Here is a 20,164-nt window from a genome sequence, read left to right as displayed (position 1 = left end):
CGAACCTAGCCGGTTTTGCGATCGCGGAACTTGCGGCGGCTGGCCAGTTCGTCTTCCGGTGCGGCGATCGACTCGCCGCCGTCGGCGCGCTCCCCGGGGAAGTCGGAGATCACGCCGGTCAACTCGCGCATCGCGCCCGACACCGCGATACCGAACACCCCCTGGCCGCCCTGCAGCAGGTCGACGACCTCTTCGGCCGAGGTGCATTCGTACACGGTGGTCCCGTCGGAGAACAGCGTGATGTTGGCCAGATCCTGGACACCGCGCTCACGAAGGTGGTCGACCGCAATCCGGATGTTGTGCAGCGAGATGCCGGTGTCGAGGAGCCGCTTCACGATCTTGAGCACCAGGATGTCTTTGAACGAGTACAGCCGCTGGCTGCCGGAGCCGGCCGCGCCCCGGATGGAGGGCACCACCAGCGAGGTACGAGCCCAGTAGTCGAGCTGGCGATAGGTGATGCCGGCGATCTGGCAGGCGCTGGGGCCGCGGTAACCGACGAGTTCGTCGGGAACGGAGTCGTCCGGAAACAAACCGCCCTGTACGGGTTGGCCGGCGCTGGTAGGGGCCGCGGGGACTTCGCGGTCGCCCTTGTCGGACTGACCCGTGAAGTCCAGCTGATCCTGCCCCGGTTGGTCGCCCACGCTGCTTCCTCTCGCCGATCGCGCTCGTTGCCACTGACTGGCCAGTGGCCGCGTTTGCTCTTGCCCGAGTTGGTCGTGAGCATACGCCGTCCGACGAGCTGCCGTGCAGTTGTTCTCGCCGTGGTTCAAGTATGGGGGCCGCGTTTTGCCTGCAATGCTTTCGTATGGGCGTGTCGCGCTGACCGCAGAGAGATGAAACGGATCTGTGACGAGGCTGAGTCCGCCGCGCCGGGTCAGGTTGCTTTGAAATCGTCAGGCGACACGCTATCGAGGAATTCCTTGAACTTCTCCACCTCGTCTTCACGCACCGCGCCGGCGCTCTCGTCGTCACCCTCGTCGGGGATCAGCAGCCCCGCTTCGGCCAGCACTGCTTCCTCGACGTAGATCGGCACACCCACCCGCAACGCGATGGCCACCGAGTCCGACGGACGCGCCGACACCGTGATGTCGCGGTCGAAGATCAGGTCGGCGTAGAACGTGCCCTCCTGCAGATCGACGATTCGGACTTCCTTGAGCGAATGTCCGAGCGCGCCGATCAAGTCACGGATCAAGTCGTGGGTCAGGGGCCGGGCCGGCTCCACGCCCTGCTGCTCCAGGGCGATGGCGGCGGCTTCGGCCTGCCCGATCCAGATCGGGAGGTATCGGTCACCATCGGCCTCGCGCAGGAGCAGCACCGGCTGGTTCTGCGGCTGCTCGACGCGGATGCCGACCACGCGTACTTCACCCATCTCCAGTCAGCCCCTCCGCGTTCGCCTGTATCGCACAGTCCTTATGTGTCCCAGTATGACTCGCTGCGAAACTCCCGGTCGGACAACCGCATGCCCCGCAACGAGCCGCCGAGGCGAAGTCTAGTCCTCAGCCGTGCAGTACGTCGTGTACCGACGACTTGAGCAGTGCGGTGTGCAGAGCGATCGCCAGCGCCGCGACCTCACGCGCCAAGTCGTCGGCACGGTCGCGCGCGCCCGCCTTGCCGCCCTTGACCAGCGGGCCCGCGATCTGGGAGATCAGGTCGGATTGCCGGTCGGCGGCCGAGCGGAACGCGCGCAGGTGCCGCGGCTCCACGCCGTAGTCCGCCAGCCCGCGCGCGCACTGGACGATCACCACCGCGTGCTCGTCGAACAGCCCACCCGGCCCGGCGGTGATCACGCCCGATCTGACCAATGCCGTCAGCAGCGCGTCGTCGCCGCCCGAACGTGCCAGCAGATCCTCCCGGCTCAGCCGCACCTGTCGAGGTGGCGCAGGCAGCGCCGTCCCGTTATGGGCGGTTTCGCCGCCGGCCGACACCAGCCGTGGCGCGGGATACGGCGACTCCGGTGACGGCAGCGCGCCATCCGGTTCGGCGTCCAGCCGCGCCTTGATCACCTTCAACGGCAGGTACTGGTCGCGTTGCGCGGTCAGCACATAACGCAGCCGTGCGCAGTCGTAGGCGCTGAATCGGCGGTACCCCGAGGCCGCCCGTTGCGGCGTGACCAGCCCCTCGGTCTCCAGGAAGCGAATCTTGGAGACCGTGACGTCGGGAAAATCGGGCCGAAGCAGATCCAGCACCGCTCCGATTGACATCCCGGCCAGTTCAGGGCTGTCAGGCGCGGTCATTAGCTGCCCGGCCCGGCCTCGTTCTCACCCGTCTTCGGGCCCGTCAGAAACACCAGACGGAACTTGCCGACCTGCACTTCGTCGCCGTTGACCAGAACCGCCGAATCGACCGGCTCCCGGTTGACGTAGGTCCCGTTGAGACTGCCGACGTCGACGACCTGAAACTCGTTGCCCTCCAGCCGGAACTCGGCGTGACGACGACTCACCGTGACGTCATCGAGGAAGATGTCGCTGTCGGGGTGCCGACCGGCCGCGGTGACCGGTTGGTCGAGCAGGAACCGCGATCCGGCGTTGGGACCGCGCTTGACGACCAGCAGCGCCGAACCCACGGGCAGTCCCTCCACACCCGAGGTCAAGCTCTCGCCGCCCGCCTGCGCGGGAGCGTCGAGTTCGTTCAGGAAGTCGGCGCGGAAAACCGATGTGGTTTCCACCGTGACCTCATCGCCTGCCTGGTCTTGCCCCGTTGCCGGGTCCTTCTCCGTCACCCGCTACTCCTCACTGGCCGCTGTTGTGCTATCTGGTCGCGCCCGCCGGACATGTGTTGCGCTCAACCCTGAATCGTTGAGTCGACCGTACCGCGCAGCGGTCCGTCATGTCCCCCGCACCGCGGGATCGTGTCGCCGGATACCCGGCGCGTCCCGGCAGGCAGGCTAGCAATCGTCATTCCGACAACGTCGCCCGGTAGGCATCGGCGGTCAGCAGAGCGGACAAACTCTGGTCCAAAGCCGCCGAATCCGCGTTCGCCACCTGAAGTTCCAGCAGCCAGCCGGCACCGTAGGGGTCAGAGTTCACCAATTGCGGGTTCGCGTCCAGTTCGGCGTTGACCGCACTCACCGACGCGGTGATCGGCGCGTAGAGGTCCGAAACCGACTTGGTCGACTCCACCTCGCCGAAGGCCTCCCCCGCGGCGACACCGGTGCCCGCCGCGGGCAGCTGCACGAAGACCACGTCACCCAGGGCGGCCTGCGCAAAGTCGGTGATACCCACCCGGACGGTGTCCGGACCGGTCCGGCGAACCCACTCGTGCTCAGCGGTGTAGTACAGGTCGGATGGAACTAGGCTTTCCGAGCTCACGGTGATCGTGCTCCTTGCGCTGTCGGGCTCACTTGACTGGCTGAGCGTATTGGCGGGGTTTCGGTTGTCGCAACACGGTCACCTCCACGCGGTCGGCCTGCTGCACCCCCATGGCGCCGCCAAGCCGTTTGACGCTGTCGACCGCCCCGCCGGGAATGTTCATCGCGGCCGCCAGGGTGGGGGGATCCCCAATCGCCAGAACCGAATACGGCGGCGTCAGAGCGGTGCCGTCGAACTCCAGTGCACCGGGCGTGCCCGCGACCCACGAATCCACCCCGATGCGCACCGCCTTGGTGCCGTCACGGACTTCCATCGCCTCGGCGCCGGCCGCTCGCAACTCGTTGATCACGTCGAGCATCGTCTCGGGTGCGACACCGCGGGCCGGATCCTCGACGGTAACCACGACACCGGGTCCGACCGCGCCGACGGTGCCGATCATGATCGCCAGGGCGGCCAGCCGCGCCTGGGCGTTCTCAATTGCGGCCTGGTCGCTGCTGCCGGATTCCTGTAGGGCATTGAGCGTCTGCTGCAGTTCGGCAACCTCGGTGCCCAGGGTGGCCTCGCGTTGACGCAGCGAGTCCAGCAGCACCAGCAGGTCGGCGGGACGGGCCGTCTCCAGCGCGTCATGGGAGTCGTTCTGGCGGACCTGAGTGACAATCGCCACGCCCAGCAGCAGGCACAGCAGCAGCCCCAGCACGCTGAACAGCGGACCGGAACGGCCCCGCGGTGGGGGCACGCCGTTCTGCGGGGGCGGCTGCGTCAGCTCGTGGCGGCCGTGCGGAGCCGGGTCGGTGCCGCTCATGCGCGTCAGGCCCCGAACAGCCGTCGCCGCAGCGCCGCCGCGTTGCCGAAGATGCGGATGCCCAGTACCACGATGATCGCGGTCGACAGCTGAGTGCCGACCCCCAACTGGTCACCGAGGTAGACCAGCAGTGCGGCGACCAGAACATTGAACACGAACGACACGACGAACACCTTCGCGTCGAAGATCCGCTCCAGGTAGGCACGCAGGCCGCCGAACACGGCGTCCAGCGCCGCCACCACGGCGATCGGCAGATAGGGCTGAACCACCTCCGGCACGCTGGGGTGAAAGACCAACCCCAACACGATGCCGGCGATCAGCGCGGCGATCCCGATCATTGCGACATCACTCCAGCCTCCCGAACCGGACCCGTGCGGCAAGCTTGCGTCACGATGCCCCTATCTGTTTGGCAAACCGGACATCTCGCACCGATCCGGCCGGCAGCGTGAGGTCGGCCGCACTGCGGCCGTCGACCCGCACCACCACCCCGTAGGAGGCCTCCAACAGCCGCAGCCGGTACAGCCCCGGGCTGCGGTCGAAGGCGTCGCGCAGTTCGCGGGGCGGTCCGATGGCCTGCAGCGAGTAGGGGCTGCTGATCGGTTTGTTGTCGACCAGGATGGCTCCGCCGGCCTGCCGGATCGTGACGTTGGGGCCGATGCGGACGTCGCCGACGGCGATCGCTTCGGCCCCGCTGGCCCATAGCGAGTTGACGACCAGCTGGAGGTCGCGGTCCAAGATGATCTGCTGACTGCCCGACACCCGTTGTTTGGACGCATCGGAGAGATTTCGCCCGACTCCGGGGTCGGTCACGGTGACGATCACCCCCGGGCCGCTCACCCGCGTGCTGGCACCCTCCAGGCTGAGCTTGTCCAGGCCGGCCAGCACCCGTTGCCCCTGGGCGTCGTCGGCCAGCCGGTGCCGGCGCACTTCGTCGACGCGGTTGGAGTACGCGTCGCGTTTGTCGGCCAACCTGCCGGTGACGGCTTCTTCCGATCGCACATTCGCGGCGAGCACCTGTTGGGCATTGCGCACCCCGGGCGCCACCGACCGGGCCTGCGCCACCGCCACGGCGAACACCGTCGCCACCAGCAACGCCGCCACCGCCTCCCATGCCCATCCCCCGATCCGGGCGGTGGCCGCGGGGGGCTCGGTACGGTGTGCGCGCCTGGCGGCCGCCGCAGCGTAGCCGGGGTCGAGATGTTCGGACAACAGGGAGCGCAGCAGCGACGGCACCGCGAATTTTTGTGGCCGGCCGGCCTCGTGGGCGCCCGCCCCCTGGGAGTCGTATCCGCTGAGCGCGAAGAACGGTTCAGCCACCGGCAACCTTCGGCATGGTGCGGACCACCAGTCTGACGTGGATCAGGTACAGCACGAACGCCCACAGGTACATACCCAGACCCCAGATCAAAAAACCCCATCCGACCGAGAGCACCACGTGGCTCCACAGCTGATCCCACTGTCCCAGCAGGATCAGCGGAAACGCTGACATCAGCGCGAAGGTGCCCGCCTTGCCGATGTAGGTCACCGGCAGCGCGGTCAGCCCCCGGCTCCGCAGCGCCGGCAGCGTAGCGGCCAGCAGCAGGTCCCGGGCCAGCAGCGTTCCGATGACCGCCCAGGGCACCAGTCCACGCACCCCGAAAGCGACCGGAACGGCGATCATGTAGAGCCGGTCGATCGCCGGATCGAGCAGGGCACCCAACGCCGAGGACTGATTGAGCAGCCGAGCCAGTTTGCCGTCGGCCCAGTCCGAGGCGCCGCTGAGCATCAACGTCGCCACCGCCGGCCCGTCCGCCCGCGCAACCAGCAGCAGGTACAGAAAAACGCCGATCAGCCCGAGACGGGCCAGGCTGATGACGTTGGGCGCCGTGAGCACCCGGTCTTGGATTTGATCGGAGCCAGACCCGGCAGGCATACCGACCCCCTAGCGGAAGATCCCGGGCAGACTCAGCGCGTCCATGCTGTCGTCGCTGAGCGGGTTGTCCCGGACCATGTAGGTCCACGTCGAGGTGGGCCGGGCCAGCTTCGACAGGTCGATACCCGGCTCGGACTCGATCGAATCCGAGGTCTCCAGCGTCTGCTGGGACGCCTCGATGGCGTCGGCGGCCAGTGAGGCGAACGCGTCCAGGGCCAACCGGTGGAACTCGTCGAGCGGGTTCTGCCGGCCCAGGGCACGCAGGTGGATGCTCTCCCGGATGTCGGCCAGGTAGGCCAGGTGGTCTGCCCAGCCGCGGTCCAGGTGGTAGAGCATGATCAGCCGGCAGATCTTCTCCAGCTTGGCTTCACCGTCTTCCCCGTTTTGCCCCAGCTGGCCCTTCAACTCGGCGTAGCGCTTCGGGGTGAGCTCGGCCAGCTCCTCGCGAGCCGCCGGGGTGGACAGCAGCGTGTTACGCCGTTCCACGATGATGGTGCGCTGCTGGGCGATCAGCTGGTTGTACCGCCAGGTGTTGGCATGGATGTCGAGCAGCTTGCCCTCGGCGATGCGCTGCGCGTGGTCGAGCAGACCGGAGGCCTTGGGACTCAGAATCCGGCCGTCGTCATCGCTCTCGGTAGGAAGCTTGTTGGCTTCCAGGTTGGTCGCGGCGACGTCGTCCTCCCAGCTGGAGAAGAACACCGAGGATCCGGGGTCGCCCTGGCGGCCGGCCCGGCCCCGCAACTGGTTGTCGAGGCGCTGGGTGTGCTGGCGGCCGGTGCCGATCACGTGCAGCCCGCCCAGTTCGACGATCGCGTCGTGGTCGGCCTCTTCGGATCCGCCCAGGCGGATGTCGGTGCCGCGGCCGGCCATCTGGGTGGAGACGGTGACCACCCCAAGCTTGCCGGCCTCGGCGATCACCGTGGCCTCTTCGGCGTCGTTCTTGGCGTTGAGGACCACCGCCGGGACACCGCGTTTGCGCAGCCGCTCGTGCAGTTCCTCGGACTCGGCGACGTCGTGAGTGCCGACCAGCACCGGCTGTCCGGTGGCGTGCACCTCGACGATGTGGGCGACGATGGCGTCGTTCTTGGCCGCGGCGGTGATGTAGACCCGGTCCGCCTCGTCTTCGCGGATGTTGGGCATGTTCGGCGGGATCGGCGAGACCCCCAGCTGATAGAACTGGCGCAACTGCTCACCGGCCGCCAACGCCGTACCGGTCATGCCGCACACGGTCGGATACCGGTTGACCAGCGCCTGCACCGTGATGGTGTCGAGCACCTCGCCGGTCTCGGTCGTCTCGATGCCCTCCTTGGCCTCCACCGCGGCCTGCAGGCCGTCCGGCCAGCGCTGCAAGGCGGCGATCCGGCCACGCGAGGCGTTGATCAGCTGCACCTTGCCGTCGCGGACGATGTAGTGCACGTCACGTTGCAGCAGCACGTGGGCGTGCAGGGCCACGTTGACCTCGGTCAGCGTGGAGACCACGTGCTCCTCGGAGTACAGGTCGATACCGCCGAGCGCTTTCTCGACTTTGTTCGCCCCCACCTCGGTGAGGTGGATGTTGCGCCGGTCCTCGTCGGAGTCGTAGTCCACTCCGGGCTTGAGTCGTCCGACCAGCTCGACGATCTCCATCCGGGGCGTCTCCCGGTGGGTGGTGCCGGCCAGCACCAATGGCACCAGCGCCTCGTCGACCAACACCGAGTCGGCCTCGTCGATCAGCGCCACATCGGGGTTGGGCGAGACCAGATCGTCGACATCGGTGACCAGCTGGTCGCGCAGCACGTCGAAGCCGATCTCGTTGATCGACGCATAGGTGACATCGCACTTGTAGGCCGCGCGGCGCTCCGCGGCCGTGGAGTCTTCGGTGATCCACCCGACGGTGACCCCGAGAGCCTCCAGCAGCGGGCCCATCCACTCGGCGTCACGACGGGCCAGGTAGTCGTTAATGGTGACCACGTGCACGTGCCGGCCACCGATGGCGTATCCGGCGGCGGCGATCGCACCGGAGAGCGTCTTGCCCTCGCCGGTGGCCATCTCGACCACGTCCCCGGCCAGCATCCGCAGCGCGCCCTGCAGCTGAACATCGAAGGGACGCTGCCCGATGCTGCGTTCGGCGGCCTCGCGGGCGATCGCCAAGAACTGTGGGATGTCCGAGGCGTCGGCCAGCTCCTTGAGTTTGAGCAGTTGCGCGGCTTTGCGCAGCTGCTCGTCGTCGAGCCCGGCCGCCTTCTTGGCGTATTCACCGGCCGCCGTGACCTCGGCCGTCGAACGACTCTGGTTCTTCTCGGTGCTGGCGCCCAGCAGTTTCCAGAATTTGCCGCTGAGCCGACCCGACTTGGTTCGCGTTCCGGAGACAGTCTTGGAGGTGTTAGCCACAGCACAACGGTACGCGGTGGCCAGCGCTTGCAAGCCGGGGGCACCATCGCGTCGGCGGGGTGCCGGGCGATGCTCATCCGGCACGACACCGCACTGCTGCGGTAGGTTTCGCACGGGATTTCTCGATTCGGATACCGGCCGCGACGCGATTGCGGCGAGACGAACGGCAAGGAGACATCGGCAGTGGACTCGAAGCTGTTCAATCCATCCATCGACTGGGCGCATGCGCTGCCCGATTCCTTGGTGTGGATCGCGCTGGCCTGGACCATCAGCGCCGTCAGTGTGCTGGCCGTGGCGGCCCTACTGCGGCTCAGCACCCGGTGGGGACGCCAGTTCTGGGAGATCAGCGGCGCCTACTTCACCGGGCGGGACAGCGTCCGCGTCTGGGTGATGCTGGGCGTGCTGCTGCTGTCGGTGATCACCGCAGTCCGGCTCAACGTGCTGTTCAGCTTCCAGGGCAACGACATGTATTCGTCGCTGCAGACCGCCTTCCAGGGCGCCGCCGGGGGCGACGAGGCCATCAAAGCGTCGGGCGTGCACGGATTCTGGATGTCGATCGGCATCTTCAGCGTGATGGCGGTGCTTCATGTGGCACGGGTGATGCTCGACATCTACCTGACCCAGCACTTCATGGTGAACTGGCGCATCTGGCTCACCGAGCGACTGACCGGGGACTGGTTGGACGGGCGGGCTTACTACCGGGCCCACTTCGTCAAGACACCGCTCGATCCCGCCGTCGGCGAAGCCATCGAAGGCGCGATCGACAACCCGGACCAGCGTATTCAGCAGGACATCGACATCTTCACCGCCGGCAACGGGGCGAACGTCAACGCACCGGCCAACGGCACCGGCAGCACTCTGTTGTTCGGCGCCGTGCAGTCCATGGTCACGGTGGTGTCGTTCACCGCCATCCTGTGGAACCTGTCGGGGACGCTGACGGTGTTCGGGTTCGACATTCCGCGGGCGATGTTCTTGATCGTTCTGGTCTACGTGGCCATTGCGACCGTCGTCGCGTTCTGGATCGGCCGTCCCCTGATCCGGTTGAGCTTCCGTAATGAGCTCACCAACGCCGCCTTCCGATATGCGCTGGTGCGCGTGCGCGACGCCGCCGAGTCGGTGGCGTTCTACCGGGGCGAGCTGGCCGAGCGGGTCCAGCTGCGGACGCGGTTCCGTGCGATCATCGCCAACTATTTGAACTTCGTGAACCGGACCATCGGGTTCTCCGGCTGGAACCTGTCGGTAAGCCAGGCGATCGTGCCGCTGCCCTGGGTGATTCAGGCGCCGCGGCTGTTCTCCGGCCAGATCATGTTCGGTGGGGTGGCGCAGACCGCGTCGGCGTTCGGCAACATCTCGGACTCCCTGTCGTTCTTCCGCAACGCCTACGACAACTTCGCCGGCTACCGGGCCTCGATCATTCGTCTGCACGGGCTGGTGGAGGCCAACCGCGAGGCCCGAGACCTTCCCGAGCTGCTGGTCAAGCCCAGCCCGGACGGCACGGTGGCCCTCGAGGGCGTCGAGGTGCGCAACCCCGAGGGCGTCCCGCTGATCGAGGCGCTCGACGTGCACCTGGGCATCGGTGACGCGCTGATGATCGCCGGCCCGTCGGGTAGCGGCAAGACGACGCTGCTGCGCAGCCTGGCCCAGTTGTGGCCCTACGCGTCGGGAACCCTGCGGCGCCCCGATGCGGTCAACGCCACAATGTTCATCTCGCAGCTGCCCTACATCCCGCTGGGTGATCTGCGCGCGGTGGTGTCCTATCCCCTGGCGGTCGGCGAGGTCACCGACGCCGAGATCACCGAGGCGTTGGTCAAGGTGTCACTGCCGAATCTTCTCGACCGGCTCGACGACGTGGAGGACTGGGCCAAGGTGCTCTCGCCCGGCGAGCAGCAGCGGGTGGCTTTCGCCCGACTCCTGTTGACCCGCCCCAAGGCCGCGTTCCTCGACGAGTCGACGTCAGCGCTCGACGAAGGGCTGGAGTTGACGCTCTATCGGTTGCTGCGTGCCGAGTTGCCCGACACCATCCTGGTCAGTGTGAGCCACCGGCACACGGTTCGCCAGCACCACAAGCACGTGCTGGAGCTGCTCGGCCAGGGCCGCTGGGACCTCTCTGCGGTCTAGTTTTGCACCGCGAGCGCGCTAGCGAGTTGCCGCGTGCGCCCCGGCCCGGCGGCCGAAGAACGAGCCCTCACCCAATTGGGTCCCGCTGGCGTAGCCCTTGCCGTCCTGAGCGATGTTGGCCGCACAGGCCCCGGCGGCGTAGAGGCCCGGTATCGGCTGGCCATCGCTGCGCAACACTTCGCCGTCCACCGACGTCGCCAGCCCGCCGATGGTGAAACCGGCGTATATCGCCTTGCCCAGGGACAGGTCGAACGCGCCCCACGGTCCGGTGTCCTGCGGAGCCAGGAACGGCGGTTGCTTGTGAAAGTCCGGGTCCTCCCCCTGCGCCGCGTGAGTGTTGTAACGGTCCAGGGTCGCCACCAGGTTTCCTTCCGGAATGCCCAGTGCGGCTTCCATTTCCGGAACCGTCTCCCATCCGTCGATCAGCGGCACCAAGGGCACCTGCGGCTTGCGCATGTGGGCCTCGTCGACGATCAGGAACGCCGCGCTGTCGGGCTGGTCCATCACGAACCCCGACGTGCGTGAGTGGTAGGAGTCCTCGGCGACAAAGCGCTTGCCCTCTTTGTTGACGATGATCCCGGTGAGCAGGATCGAGGGCGGGTAGACCGGCGCGGTGATGAATATCTGGTCCATGTGCTTGGTGGCGCCGCCCGCCGACATCCCCATCCGGATGCCCAGTCCGTCGTCGTAGGTGTTGCCCAGCACGAATGGCTTCTCCGCCAGCTTCGGCGTGTACTGGGCGACCATCTCCGGGTTCATCACGAAGCCACCGGCGGCAATCACCACCGACTTCGCTTTGATCGCACCGGATTCGGTGAACCGCTTCCAGTTAACCCCAGTGACGCCGCCGGCACCGTCGGTGATCAGGCCGGTGGCACCGGTTTCGTAGCGGATCGTCACCCCGAGGCTGTCGGCGCGCTTGAGCAGCAGGTCGATCGCCATCTTGGCGCCCTGGGTGTCACCGGGCACCGGAACCTTGTGCCCGCGCGGCGCCGGAACGGCCTCGTTGAGAAACGGCCACACCTTCTCGTTGCCGGTGAACATCAACCCCTCGGTGTTGGGCTGAATCACCGCCTTCTCCGGGTAGTAGCTGCGCTCGAACGCGATTCCCAGCTCTTCCAGCCAGTTGAAGTGCTCGACGCTGCCGTCGCAGTAGGCTCGGATCTTGTCGTGCTCGGGTTCGCGTGACACCGCGACGAGATACTTGTACATCTCGTCGGCGGAGTCCACCACGACGTCGAACTCGTCGGACCACTCTGAAACCGTTTCGGCACTGGTGGTTTCCGGGATCTGGGTGCTCACCGCTGCTCCTGTTTGATGTAGTCGAAAACGGCTCGGATCTCGGCTGGGATGTGGGCGATCTCCAGGTAAGGGATGCCGGCCTCCGGCGCTGAGACGTACGCGAATTGCATGCCGCCGGGCATCACGCCCCGGGCAACCACCGGGGCGCCCTGCTCGGCGGCGTCGTTCAGCATAACCTCGAAGTTTTCGGGGTCCTCGGCCTCGATGCAGACATGGTGCAGGCCCGGTCCGTGGGCACGGAGGAATTCGGCGTAGAGGCTGCGCCCGCGCACCGGCGCGATCAGCTCCAACTGCATATCACCGACATAGCTCAGCGCGATGTCCGCGACGAAATCGGCCGGCTCACCCAAGTAGCTGCAGGTTTCCGGGGCGAAGTGCACGCCCGGCATACGGACCCATTTCCGCACCCCGAGCAACGCCGTCAGCGTCGATTCTGTGGCGTCGAGATCGCCTGTGACCCAGGCGATCTGGATGGGCGGGCGGGGCGGCGGGGTCACGACAGCGGGATCGGCACGCCGACGTCTTCGCGGACGTGCTGGGAGATCGCCGGCCACGACACCGCGGCGGGGAATTCGCCCCAGACACTGTTGAACAGCCCGACAATCCGGGCCGGGCCGGCGTCGCGCACCACATACACCGGACCGCCGGAGTCGCCCTGCTGGCTGCGAACACTGCGAGACATGGTGAACCAGCCGTTGTTGACGCGCTCGACGGTGCCGCAGGTTTCACCGGTGACAATGCCGAAGTGACAGACGGGTTCGCCGGGGTTCAGCGCGCTGTCCGGGCCTGCCTGCAGCTGCCGGCCACCCGGCAGGACGTCGTTGACGTCGACATCGTCGGCCAGCTCAATCGCCTCGTAGTCGTCGATCACCTGATCGGTGTTGACCGTCGAACCATTGGGAGTGTTGTCGCGATAGGTCGCCAACCTGCCGATGACCGTCCCGCCCCGGTCGGTGACGGTACCGCTCCCCCGGCAATGGCCGGCGGTGAAGGCCACTCGCATCACCGGGTCGACGTAGCCGAGAGTGCAGACGTGGGTGTCCTGGCGAATCTCCATCCCCGGGAACACCAGCACCCGATCGGCTCGGGCCGGAAAGACCGTCGGGCCAGCAACTGTCGCACCGATGCCCAGCAGCACCGCCAGCACCCGCGCAACGAGCCTGCGCAACCGTCGACTCCTATCGTTGTGGGCCGGTTTCGGTCCAGCCGGACCAAGCCACGGTCGCACAGCGCGGCGGCCCGGCCACAGGGGATCCGGGCCGCCGCGTTGGCGTTGCGCGGCGATCAGGGGATCGTCAGCTCCTGACCGGGGTGGATCAGGTCAGGGTTGGCGATACCGCTGGCCTCCGCGATCTGCGGGTACTTGTTGCCGTCACCGTAGAACCGCTCGGCGATGGCGAACAGGGTGTCGCCGGCGACCACGGTGTAGGTGCGTGCCGCGGGCGCCTCCTCCACGGGAGCCGGAGCCTCTTCAGCCTTGGGCTCCTCGGGCGGCGGAGCGTCGGTCTCGGTCTTGGTGGACCAGGCCGCGCCGTCGGCCGCGTAGAGCACCAGGTTGCGGTCGTCCTGCAGAACCAGCTTGGCGTCCTTCTTGCCCTTGGTGTCGGTGTGCCAAATCGGCTTGTCGGCGGTGTACAGCACGAAGTTTCCGTCCGTCTGCACCTCGGCACGCACCACGTCGTTGCCGTTGGTGCCCGACGCCCAGACGGCTTTGCCCCGCGCCGCCAACACCAGGTTGCCGTCCTCCTGCAACGTCAGGGTGTACGCCCCGTTGTTGGAGGTCAGCGACTCGCCCTTGACGAGCTTCTTTCCTGCGGTGAGCGTGTCTCCCAAGCTCTGTGCCACGTTGTCCCCTTCTCATCGGCACGCCGCGACCTAACTCGCCGGGGCGTTGTCGCTCGGATGCGACGTTAGTCAGCCTAGGCGAACACCCGCCGGTGCGCCCTCATTACGTCAGGGCAATCTCGGTAGCCGAGCGACGACCGTTTCCGGGGCGACGGGCTGCCAGCCGGGCGGCCCGAAGATGTACCCCATCCGGTCACGCCACCGGGTCGCGCCGCGCACATCGGCGATGATCGAGGTGTACTCGTGGAATTGCAGGGTCACGATGTTGAAGGTGTCGACCGGCTTGGTCAGCCCGTAGTGCGGCCGGAACCGCTCGGGGGCGAAGCTGCCAAACATCCGATCCCAGATGATGAGAATTCCGCCGTAGTTCTTGTCCAGGTACTCCGGGTCCATGCCGTGGTGCACCCGGTGATGCGACGGAGTGTTGAAGACGAACTCGACTGCCCGCGGCAGCTTGCCGATCCGTTCGGTGTGTACCCAGAACTGGTAGACCAGGCTCACCGAAAAGCTGGCGAACACCATCCACGGCGGAATACCCAACAGCGGCAACGGAATCCATATCAAGATCTCGCCACTGTTGTTCCACTTCTGGCGCAGCGCGGTGGCAAAGTTGAAGTAGCGACTGGAGTGATGCGCCTGATGGGTCGCCCAGATCAATCGGATCCGATGCGCGATGCGGTGGTAGGTGTAGTAGAGCAGGTCCACGCCGACGAGGGCGATTACCCAGGTGTACCAGCGCGCGGGCGACAGCTGCCATGGCGCCACATACGTATAGATCGCCGCGTAACCGAGCAGCGCGATGAATTTCCACCCGGCGGTGGTGGCCATGGACACCAGGCCCATCGAGATGCTCGCCCAGGCGTCCGCGCGGCGATAGGCGCCCGAGGGTGGTACGCGTTCTGCTTCGAACTGTTCGAGTTTGCGCGCGGCGAACCATTCCAGGCTCAGCAGCAGCAGGAAAAAAGGCACGGCGAATATAACCGGGTCACGCATCGGCCCGGGCAACGCCGACCACACACCCGCGAGCGCATCCACCGTCGTTACCTCCGGAACATCAGCCTAGATGCACCCGCCATCAGTCCGATGACAACGACGACTGATCCTCGGCGTGCCACTGCACCGCGTAGACGCCCGGCTGCAGGGACAGCTCGCCGACCAGTCGCTCAAGCCGCTCCGGCGCCCGGCCGTCCGACAGCATGGACGCGGTGAGTGCGATGCTGTCTTCGCCGGCGCGAACGGTGTGAATCCCCCGCAGAATCAGGTCGTTACTGGCGGTGTGTTGCACGATCTGGGCACGCAGGTATTTCTCGGACTTCGGCCGGCAGATCACCTGCACCTCATACGGCGACTGCGGTTCGTCCTCCTCCACGTGCTGGTCACGGTCGATGAGCCGACCCAGCGGCCGCAGCAGCAGATGGGTGCCGACGATCGCGCCGGTCCCGATCAGTGCGAACGATAGGTGCCCCGCTGCCGCCAGCACGCCCACGGCCGCCGAGCACCACAGGGTGGCCGCGGTATTCAAGCCGCGTACGTTGAATCCCTCGCGCAGGATCACCCCACCGCCGAGGAAACCCACCCCCGACACCACGTACGACGCGACCCGGGTCGAGCCGGGTTCCACGCCGACGGCGTACAGCACGAACAGCGTCGCACCGGCGGCGACGAGCGCGTTGGTGCGCAGCCCGGCCATTCGCGCACGCCACTGCCTTTCCAGCCCGATCAGTGCACCGCAGCCCAGCCCGACAGCCAGTCGCAACGTGAACTCGGCGACGCTCAGCGTCTGCATGACTTCAACGATGACACATGCCTAGCCGGCGACTACCGGCCGAGCCATCACCGTGGGTTTGAAGCCGTACCGCGGGGCAGCGAAGCCGTAGTTGCGGCCCTGCCCGGCGCCCGCCAGCGGCACCCCGGGCATCCCGGCGGCACCGGCCTCCGGAGCGTGCGCGGCGACCGTCCACCCGGTGGCCGCGACCGAGCTGCCCGGCGCTGCGGTAGCCGGAACGGCGGCGGCCCACGACTGCGGCACCGACATTGCCCCGACCGACGCGGCGTGGCCCATGCTTGCCGAGGCAGTGCCCAGACCACCCAACCCGGCGCCCAGGCCGTGCATTCCGCCGCCCAATCCAACGCCCAGCCCACCGAGCATCGGCGTGAACGGGTCGACCGCGCCCAAGCCCAGCGGGTCACCGGCGGCGATAGCAGCACCACGCACCACCGCCATGTCGGCAGCGAAGCTGGAAATCGCAGCCGCGCCCATCGGGCTGAACGAGCTGCTCATCAGGTTGGTGGCTCCGTTCGCCAGATCGCCGGGTTGCAGACCGAACTCACCGGCCAGGTTGGTGAGGATGGTGCCCGGCGTGACGGGGCTTCCTTCGGCCGCGCCCTGCATCGGCGACGCAAGACTTTGCAGCGTGGTCGGTGTGTTCGTAAGCGCTTGGGACAGCGCGGATTGCGCGTTGGACGACGCCGCCGTGCCGTTAGCCTGAGCGGTCGCCGCCTGCTGCGCACTCTGAGCCGACGGGTCGACGACCTCATGCGGTGCGGTGAACGGCGTGACCTTGGTGGCCACCGCCGACGACGCCGCGTAGCCGTACATCGCGGCGGCGTCCTGGGCCCACATCTGGCCGTACTGCGCCTCGGTGGCCGCAATCGCCGCAGCGTTCTGACCGAGGAAGTTGGTCGCCACGAGCGCTGCGAGTTGGGACCGGTTGGCGACGATCAGCGGCGGTGGAACCGTCATCGCGTAGGCCGCGTCGAACGCCGCCGCCGCCGCCTTGGCCTGCATGGCGGCCTGCTCTACCTGGGCGGCGGTGGTGCCCATCCACACCGCGTAGGGGGTGGCCGCGGCGGCCATCGCGTTGGAGGCCGGCCCCATCCAGCCTTCGCTGACGAGTCCGTTGATGACGCCCTGGTAGGCGGCCTCGGCCGAGCTGAGTTCGGCGGCCATCTTGTCCCAGGCCGCCGCGGCAGCCATCATCGGCCCCGAACCGGGGCCGGTGTAGATACGTGCTGAGTTGATTTCCGGTGAAAATGCTCCAAAGTCCATGGCATTGCTCCTTTTTGGTGGTTTTTCGGCCACGAATGGCGGGTCTTTGTGGGATGTGCAGGCAAGGTCCGGTGCCCGATATGCGTTGCAGCCGTATTCCGGACGGCAGGAGATCGGGACAGCGGTCGTGGCGACATGCCGGAGCCGCTCATGCCGAGCCGATCACCCGCCCGACGAAAAAGCCGAGCTACCAATCGATTTCAGGGCATGCCGAAAACTGGCGCCCTCCAATGCGGAAAGGTACGCCAGTCGACGAGTTCAGCGCCGGTGCGAATCAGATGGTGAAAGCAGTACCGAGATCGAAGGAGACGAACATCGATCTCGGATAGGAACTATCACTCGGACTCAATGTCGCTCTCACCTCCTCTCGGCCTGGGCACGCGCGGGTGCCTGCACGTATGCACGACGAGGTGAAGTAACCCGGCAACGACCGGGATACGCACCCCTCTCGTCAGAGCTTCGGCACTGCACGGCGTGTCCTGGCCTGCGCAAATGTGCAAACCCGGAAGCCACTTGGGCTCAACCCTTAATCCGGGAAGAGCTGTCCTGACCCGGGGCGTCTTTCGACGTTCGGGGTCAGTGGCCTATATCCGTGCAGACGCCTCACCTAACGAGGTGCTTGCTTAACCATAGTGCACCAGTGGGGTGACAGGGTCAATCGGCCGCGGTGCGTCGCATGCAGGCATTCCGCTACGGCCGGTGCGGCCGGCCAAATGACCTGTCCCGACCGCTAATCGGACCCGGCGTCAGCCCGGCTGCCGGTCGGGTCCGGGGCTGTTCTGCCCGTCCGGGTTGACGTGTACGGCGTGCACGCCGGGTTGTTCGGCGAGTTCCTCGAGCAGATCGTCGAGGCGGCTCGGGTCGACGTGCCAGTGCTGCACGTCGGTGGTGCCGGCCAGCTCCGTGACCAGGCGTTCCAGCCTGCTCTGCGCGTTGCCGTTCATCGCCGCGGCGGGGCGGCTCTGCGGAGCGGCGCCGGTCAGAGCTCGCCCAGCCAGACCGGCCAACGCCAGGTCGCTGAACACGCCGGCGGGGATCCCGGCCGCCGGTGCAGCCGCCAGCCCGGCGCTCGGCAACACCGCGGCGGCTACCTTGGCCACCGGTGCCGTCGTCACCCAGTTCGGCGGAACGCTGAGTCTGCCGACGGTGGCGGCGTTGCCCAGTCCCGCCGACGGCGGCCCAGAGCCGGCCGCTACGGGCGGTTCGAAGGCGATCAATGCCCCAGAACCGAACCCTGCCTGCCCGCCGGTGGCCGCGGCGATGTCCAGGTCGGTGGCGAGATTGCGGGCGTACTGGCCCATGCCGTAGAGGATCGAAATCAGGGCATCGTTGAACGGCACGATGCTTTTCGCCACCAGCTCGGCGTACGAGACGACCTGCGTGAACGACAGCGCCGTAGTCTGCGCGGGTTGCGCCGACGCCGCCGCAACGCCGGCCGCCGGACCAAACCCGTTCAACGCCTGCGGAATTGCGGTGATCAACTGCGACAGCTGGGTGTGCACGCTGCCGCCGCTCGCCTCGGCGACGGCGGCCGCCTGCCCACCCGAACCTGCTGGGTTGCTGGTGGCCGGCGGTTCGGTGAACGGTGTCAGGGCGGTCGCGGCCGCCGATCGGGCCGCGTAGCCATACATTGCCGCCGCATCCTGGACCCATTGTTGTGCGTACTCGGCTTCCAGCGCCGCGATCGCCGCGCTGTTCTGGCCGACCAGGTTCGTCGCGACCAGCCCCGCCAGCGTGGCGCGGTTCGCTGCGATCACCGGCGGTGGCACCACGGCCGCCAAGGCTTCGTCGAAAGCCGCCGCGGCCGCGGTGGCCCGGGTGGCGGTCTGCTCGGCCAACGCCGCGGTAGCGTCGAGCCAGGCCACGTACGGCGTCGCGGCGGCGGCCATTGCTTGCGACGCCGGTCCCAGCCACCCCTCGTCGGTCAGATGCGTCAGCGCTGACTGGTAACCCCTGGCGGCCGAGCCGGTTTCGGCGGCCAGACGCGCCCACGCTGCCGCAGCGGACATCATCGACCCCGAGCCCGGCCCGGCGTACATGCGTCCGGAGATCACCTCCGGCGCCAGCGCGGCGAAATCCATCCCAGTCACCCCCGGCCGTGCTGTGGCCCGGGCCCGGGCGGGTCCGGCTCGTCGGAGTCGAAGTACACCTCGTGGACGCCCGGGGTTCCGGAGACCTGGCCCAGCAGATTCTTGAGCCCGCCGGACTCGGCGTGCCAGTGCCGAACCTCTTCCGAACCGGTGAGTTCCCCGGCGATCCGCTCGGTGTGACGATCCGGGCGATGGCCACGCCGTGACTTGCGACCAGCACGCCCGGTAGCGGCCACACCGGCTGCGGCCATCCCGACGCCATGGCCCGCGGGCGCGGCCGCCGCCGGTGTGGCCGGTGCCGCGGCGGCGGTCATCGTGACCTCGGGCACCGCCTCGGTCCAGGTCTGCGGGACCGCGAGTTTGCCCACCACATCGGCGTTTCCGGTGCTCGCGGCGACCACCGGCCGGATGCCTCCGGCTGGAGCGGGCAGTTCTGCGGCACTCAGTGTCCTTGCGCCGGAGCCGAATCCCTCCCTGCCGCCGGTAGCCTGCGAGATATCGAGGTCGGTGTTGAGATTCCGCGCGTACTGGGCCATTCCGTAGAGCGTCGTGATGTTGGCATCGTTGGCAGGCAAGATCGTTCGGGACAGCGCCTCAAGGTAGGAAGCGCCCTGTGATACCGGGTCGGTGGCCGGCGCCGCCGCGGCCGCCGGCGACGCATTGGCGCCCCCGCCGCCGGAGAGTCCCTGCAAATCCCGGGGTACCGCGCTGAGTAGCTGGGACAGCTGGTTGTGCGCGCCGCCAGCTTGGGCTTGGGTCGCCGTCGCGCCCTGCCCGAGCGGCCCGGCGGGGTCGGCCACCGGCGGGGGCGCCGTGAACGGCTGCACCGCCGTTGCGGCCGCGGAGCGCGCCGCGTAGCCGTACATCGCCGTCGCGTCCTGCAACCACATCCGGCCGTACTCGGCTTCGGTCTCGGCGATCGCCGCGGTGTTCTGCCCGAACACATTCCCGGCCTGTAGGGCCGCTAACTGGCTGCGATTCGCGGCGACGGCAGGGGGCGGCACCGTTGCCGCGAACGCCTGCTCGAAATCGTTGACCGACAGCATCAGTCGGCTCGCGGTGTGTTCGGCCAGTCCTGCGGTGCTGGCAAGCCAGTCCGCGTACGGCTTTGCCGCGGCGGCCATCGCCGCCGAAGCCGGGCCGAACCAGCCCTGCTCGACCAGGTCGGCGATCGCCGCCTGGTACGCCGAGGCGGCCGCACCGAGCTCCCCGGCCAGCCCCCGCCACGCCGCGGCGGCGGCCAGCATTGGTCCTGTTCCGGGACCGGTATACATCCGCAGCGAGTTGGTCTCCGGTGGCATCGCTGCGAAGTCCATGCCGGGCACGGCTCAGGTCTCTGCCGACGGGGGAATCACGATGATCGTGGCC

20 protein-coding genes and 1 riboswitch are annotated in these 20,164 nt (G+C 67.6%); of the genes, 1 reads left to right on the top strand and 19 read right to left on the bottom strand.

What is annotated here, in order from left to right:
- Positions 1-5 precede the first annotated feature (5 nt).
- The 10 genes from BN4346_RS28730 to secA2 form a co-directional block, all read right to left on the bottom strand.
- Complete coding sequence (locus BN4346_RS28730; RefSeq protein ID WP_067969278.1) at positions 6-641, bottom strand: MerR family transcriptional regulator; 636 nt, start codon at positions 639-641, stop codon at positions 6-8.
- Positions 642-874: 233 nt separating this feature from the next.
- Positions 875-1,369, bottom strand: coding sequence for a bifunctional nuclease family protein (locus tag BN4346_RS28725; RefSeq protein ID WP_067969275.1), 495 nt, complete (start codon positions 1,367-1,369; stop codon positions 875-877).
- A 127-nt stretch (positions 1,370-1,496) separates the two neighbouring features.
- Positions 1,497-2,234, bottom strand: a complete 738-nt coding sequence (gene ftsR, locus BN4346_RS28720; protein ID WP_067969272.1) for a transcriptional regulator FtsR — start codon at positions 2,232-2,234, stop codon at positions 1,497-1,499.
- The gene (gene garA, locus BN4346_RS28715; protein ID WP_067969269.1) at positions 2,234-2,719 is read right to left on the bottom strand and encodes a glycogen accumulation regulator GarA; all 486 of its coding nucleotides are present in this window, start codon (positions 2,717-2,719) and stop codon (positions 2,234-2,236) included. The genes ftsR and garA overlap by 1 nt, the downstream gene beginning before the upstream one ends.
- Before the next feature lie 175 nt (positions 2,720-2,894).
- Positions 2,895-3,308 carry a glycine cleavage system protein GcvH gene (gcvH, locus tag BN4346_RS28710; protein ID WP_067969266.1) on the bottom strand — a complete coding sequence of 138 codons (414 nt, stop codon included), beginning with the start codon at positions 3,306-3,308 and terminating at the stop codon, positions 2,895-2,897.
- Between the two features lie 28 nt (positions 3,309-3,336).
- Complete coding sequence (locus BN4346_RS28705; RefSeq protein WP_067969263.1) at positions 3,337-4,110, bottom strand: DUF881 domain-containing protein; 774 nt, start codon at positions 4,108-4,110, stop codon at positions 3,337-3,339.
- Positions 4,111-4,115: 5 nt separating this feature from the next.
- Entirely contained in the window at positions 4,116-4,448 is a 333-nt protein-coding gene (locus tag BN4346_RS28700) for a small basic family protein (protein ID WP_046189077.1), read from the bottom strand.
- Between the two features lie 49 nt (positions 4,449-4,497).
- On the bottom strand, positions 4,498-5,427 hold the full coding sequence (locus BN4346_RS28695; RefSeq protein WP_067969260.1) for a DUF881 domain-containing protein: 930 nt from the start codon (positions 5,425-5,427) through the stop codon (positions 4,498-4,500).
- The gene (locus BN4346_RS28690; protein ID WP_067969257.1) at positions 5,420-6,022 is read right to left on the bottom strand and encodes a CDP-alcohol phosphatidyltransferase family protein; all 603 of its coding nucleotides are present in this window, start codon (positions 6,020-6,022) and stop codon (positions 5,420-5,422) included. Before BN4346_RS28690 ends, BN4346_RS28695 begins: the two co-directional genes overlap by 8 nt.
- A gap of 9 nt (positions 6,023-6,031) precedes the next feature.
- A complete protein-coding gene (gene secA2 / locus BN4346_RS28685; RefSeq protein ID WP_067969937.1) occupies positions 6,032-8,392 on the bottom strand; it encodes an accessory Sec system translocase SecA2 in 2,361 nt (786 codons plus the stop codon).
- 183 nt (positions 8,393-8,575) lie between these two features.
- Here secA2 and BN4346_RS28680 point away from each other — a divergent pair, with 183 nt between their 5' ends.
- On the top strand, positions 8,576-10,510 hold the full coding sequence (locus tag BN4346_RS28680) for an ABC transporter ATP-binding protein/permease (RefSeq protein WP_067969253.1): 1,935 nt from the start codon (positions 8,576-8,578) through the stop codon (positions 10,508-10,510).
- Between the two features lie 18 nt (positions 10,511-10,528).
- On the opposite strand, the gene BN4346_RS28675 is transcribed toward BN4346_RS28680, so the two are convergent.
- The 9 genes from BN4346_RS28675 to BN4346_RS28635 form a co-directional block, all read right to left on the bottom strand.
- Positions 10,529-11,812: an FAD-binding protein gene (locus tag BN4346_RS28675; protein ID WP_067969250.1), complete on the bottom strand. Its 1,284-nt coding sequence runs from the start codon at positions 11,810-11,812 to the stop codon at positions 10,529-10,531.
- Positions 11,809-12,309: a VOC family protein gene (locus BN4346_RS28670; RefSeq protein ID WP_067969247.1), complete on the bottom strand. Its 501-nt coding sequence runs from the start codon at positions 12,307-12,309 to the stop codon at positions 11,809-11,811. The genes BN4346_RS28675 and BN4346_RS28670 overlap by 4 nt, the downstream gene beginning before the upstream one ends.
- A complete protein-coding gene (locus BN4346_RS28665; protein ID WP_067969244.1) occupies positions 12,306-12,980 on the bottom strand; it encodes an Rv1815 family serine proteinase in 675 nt (224 codons plus the stop codon). The genes BN4346_RS28670 and BN4346_RS28665 overlap by 4 nt, the downstream gene beginning before the upstream one ends.
- Positions 12,981-13,096: 116 nt before the next feature.
- Positions 13,097-13,645, bottom strand: a complete 549-nt coding sequence (locus BN4346_RS28660; protein WP_096867634.1) for a LysM peptidoglycan-binding domain-containing protein — start codon at positions 13,643-13,645, stop codon at positions 13,097-13,099.
- A gap of 120 nt (positions 13,646-13,765) precedes the next feature.
- Positions 13,766-14,692, bottom strand: a complete 927-nt coding sequence (locus BN4346_RS28655) for a sterol desaturase family protein (RefSeq protein ID WP_067969237.1) — start codon at positions 14,690-14,692, stop codon at positions 13,766-13,768.
- A gap of 40 nt (positions 14,693-14,732) precedes the next feature.
- Positions 14,733-15,443 (bottom strand): MgtC/SapB family protein, encoded by a 711-nt coding sequence (locus tag BN4346_RS28650; RefSeq protein ID WP_067969234.1) that lies wholly within the window; start codon positions 15,441-15,443, stop codon positions 14,733-14,735.
- 21 nt (positions 15,444-15,464) lie between these two features.
- Positions 15,465-16,706 carry a PPE family protein gene (locus BN4346_RS28645; RefSeq protein ID WP_067969231.1) on the bottom strand — a complete coding sequence of 414 codons (1,242 nt, stop codon included), beginning with the start codon at positions 16,704-16,706 and terminating at the stop codon, positions 15,465-15,467.
- 436 nt (positions 16,707-17,142) lie between these two features.
- Positions 17,143-17,328: riboswitch (M-box (ykoK) riboswitch) on the bottom strand.
- A 124-nt stretch (positions 17,329-17,452) separates the two neighbouring features.
- The gene (locus BN4346_RS28640) at positions 17,453-18,787 is read right to left on the bottom strand and encodes a PPE family protein (protein WP_067969228.1); all 1,335 of its coding nucleotides are present in this window, start codon (positions 18,785-18,787) and stop codon (positions 17,453-17,455) included.
- A gap of 5 nt (positions 18,788-18,792) precedes the next feature.
- Positions 18,793-20,112 carry a PPE family protein gene (locus BN4346_RS28635; RefSeq protein ID WP_067969225.1) on the bottom strand — a complete coding sequence of 440 codons (1,320 nt, stop codon included), beginning with the start codon at positions 20,110-20,112 and terminating at the stop codon, positions 18,793-18,795.
- Positions 20,113-20,164 lie beyond the last annotated feature (52 nt).

Origin of the sequence: Mycolicibacter icosiumassiliensis (genome assembly GCF_900078685.2) — a bacterium.
Classification (GTDB): domain Bacteria; phylum Actinomycetota; class Actinomycetes; order Mycobacteriales; family Mycobacteriaceae; genus Mycobacterium; species Mycobacterium icosiumassiliensis.
The sequence above is the reverse complement of the archived record's forward strand: the minus strand, read 5'-3'. Positions and strand labels throughout refer to the sequence as shown.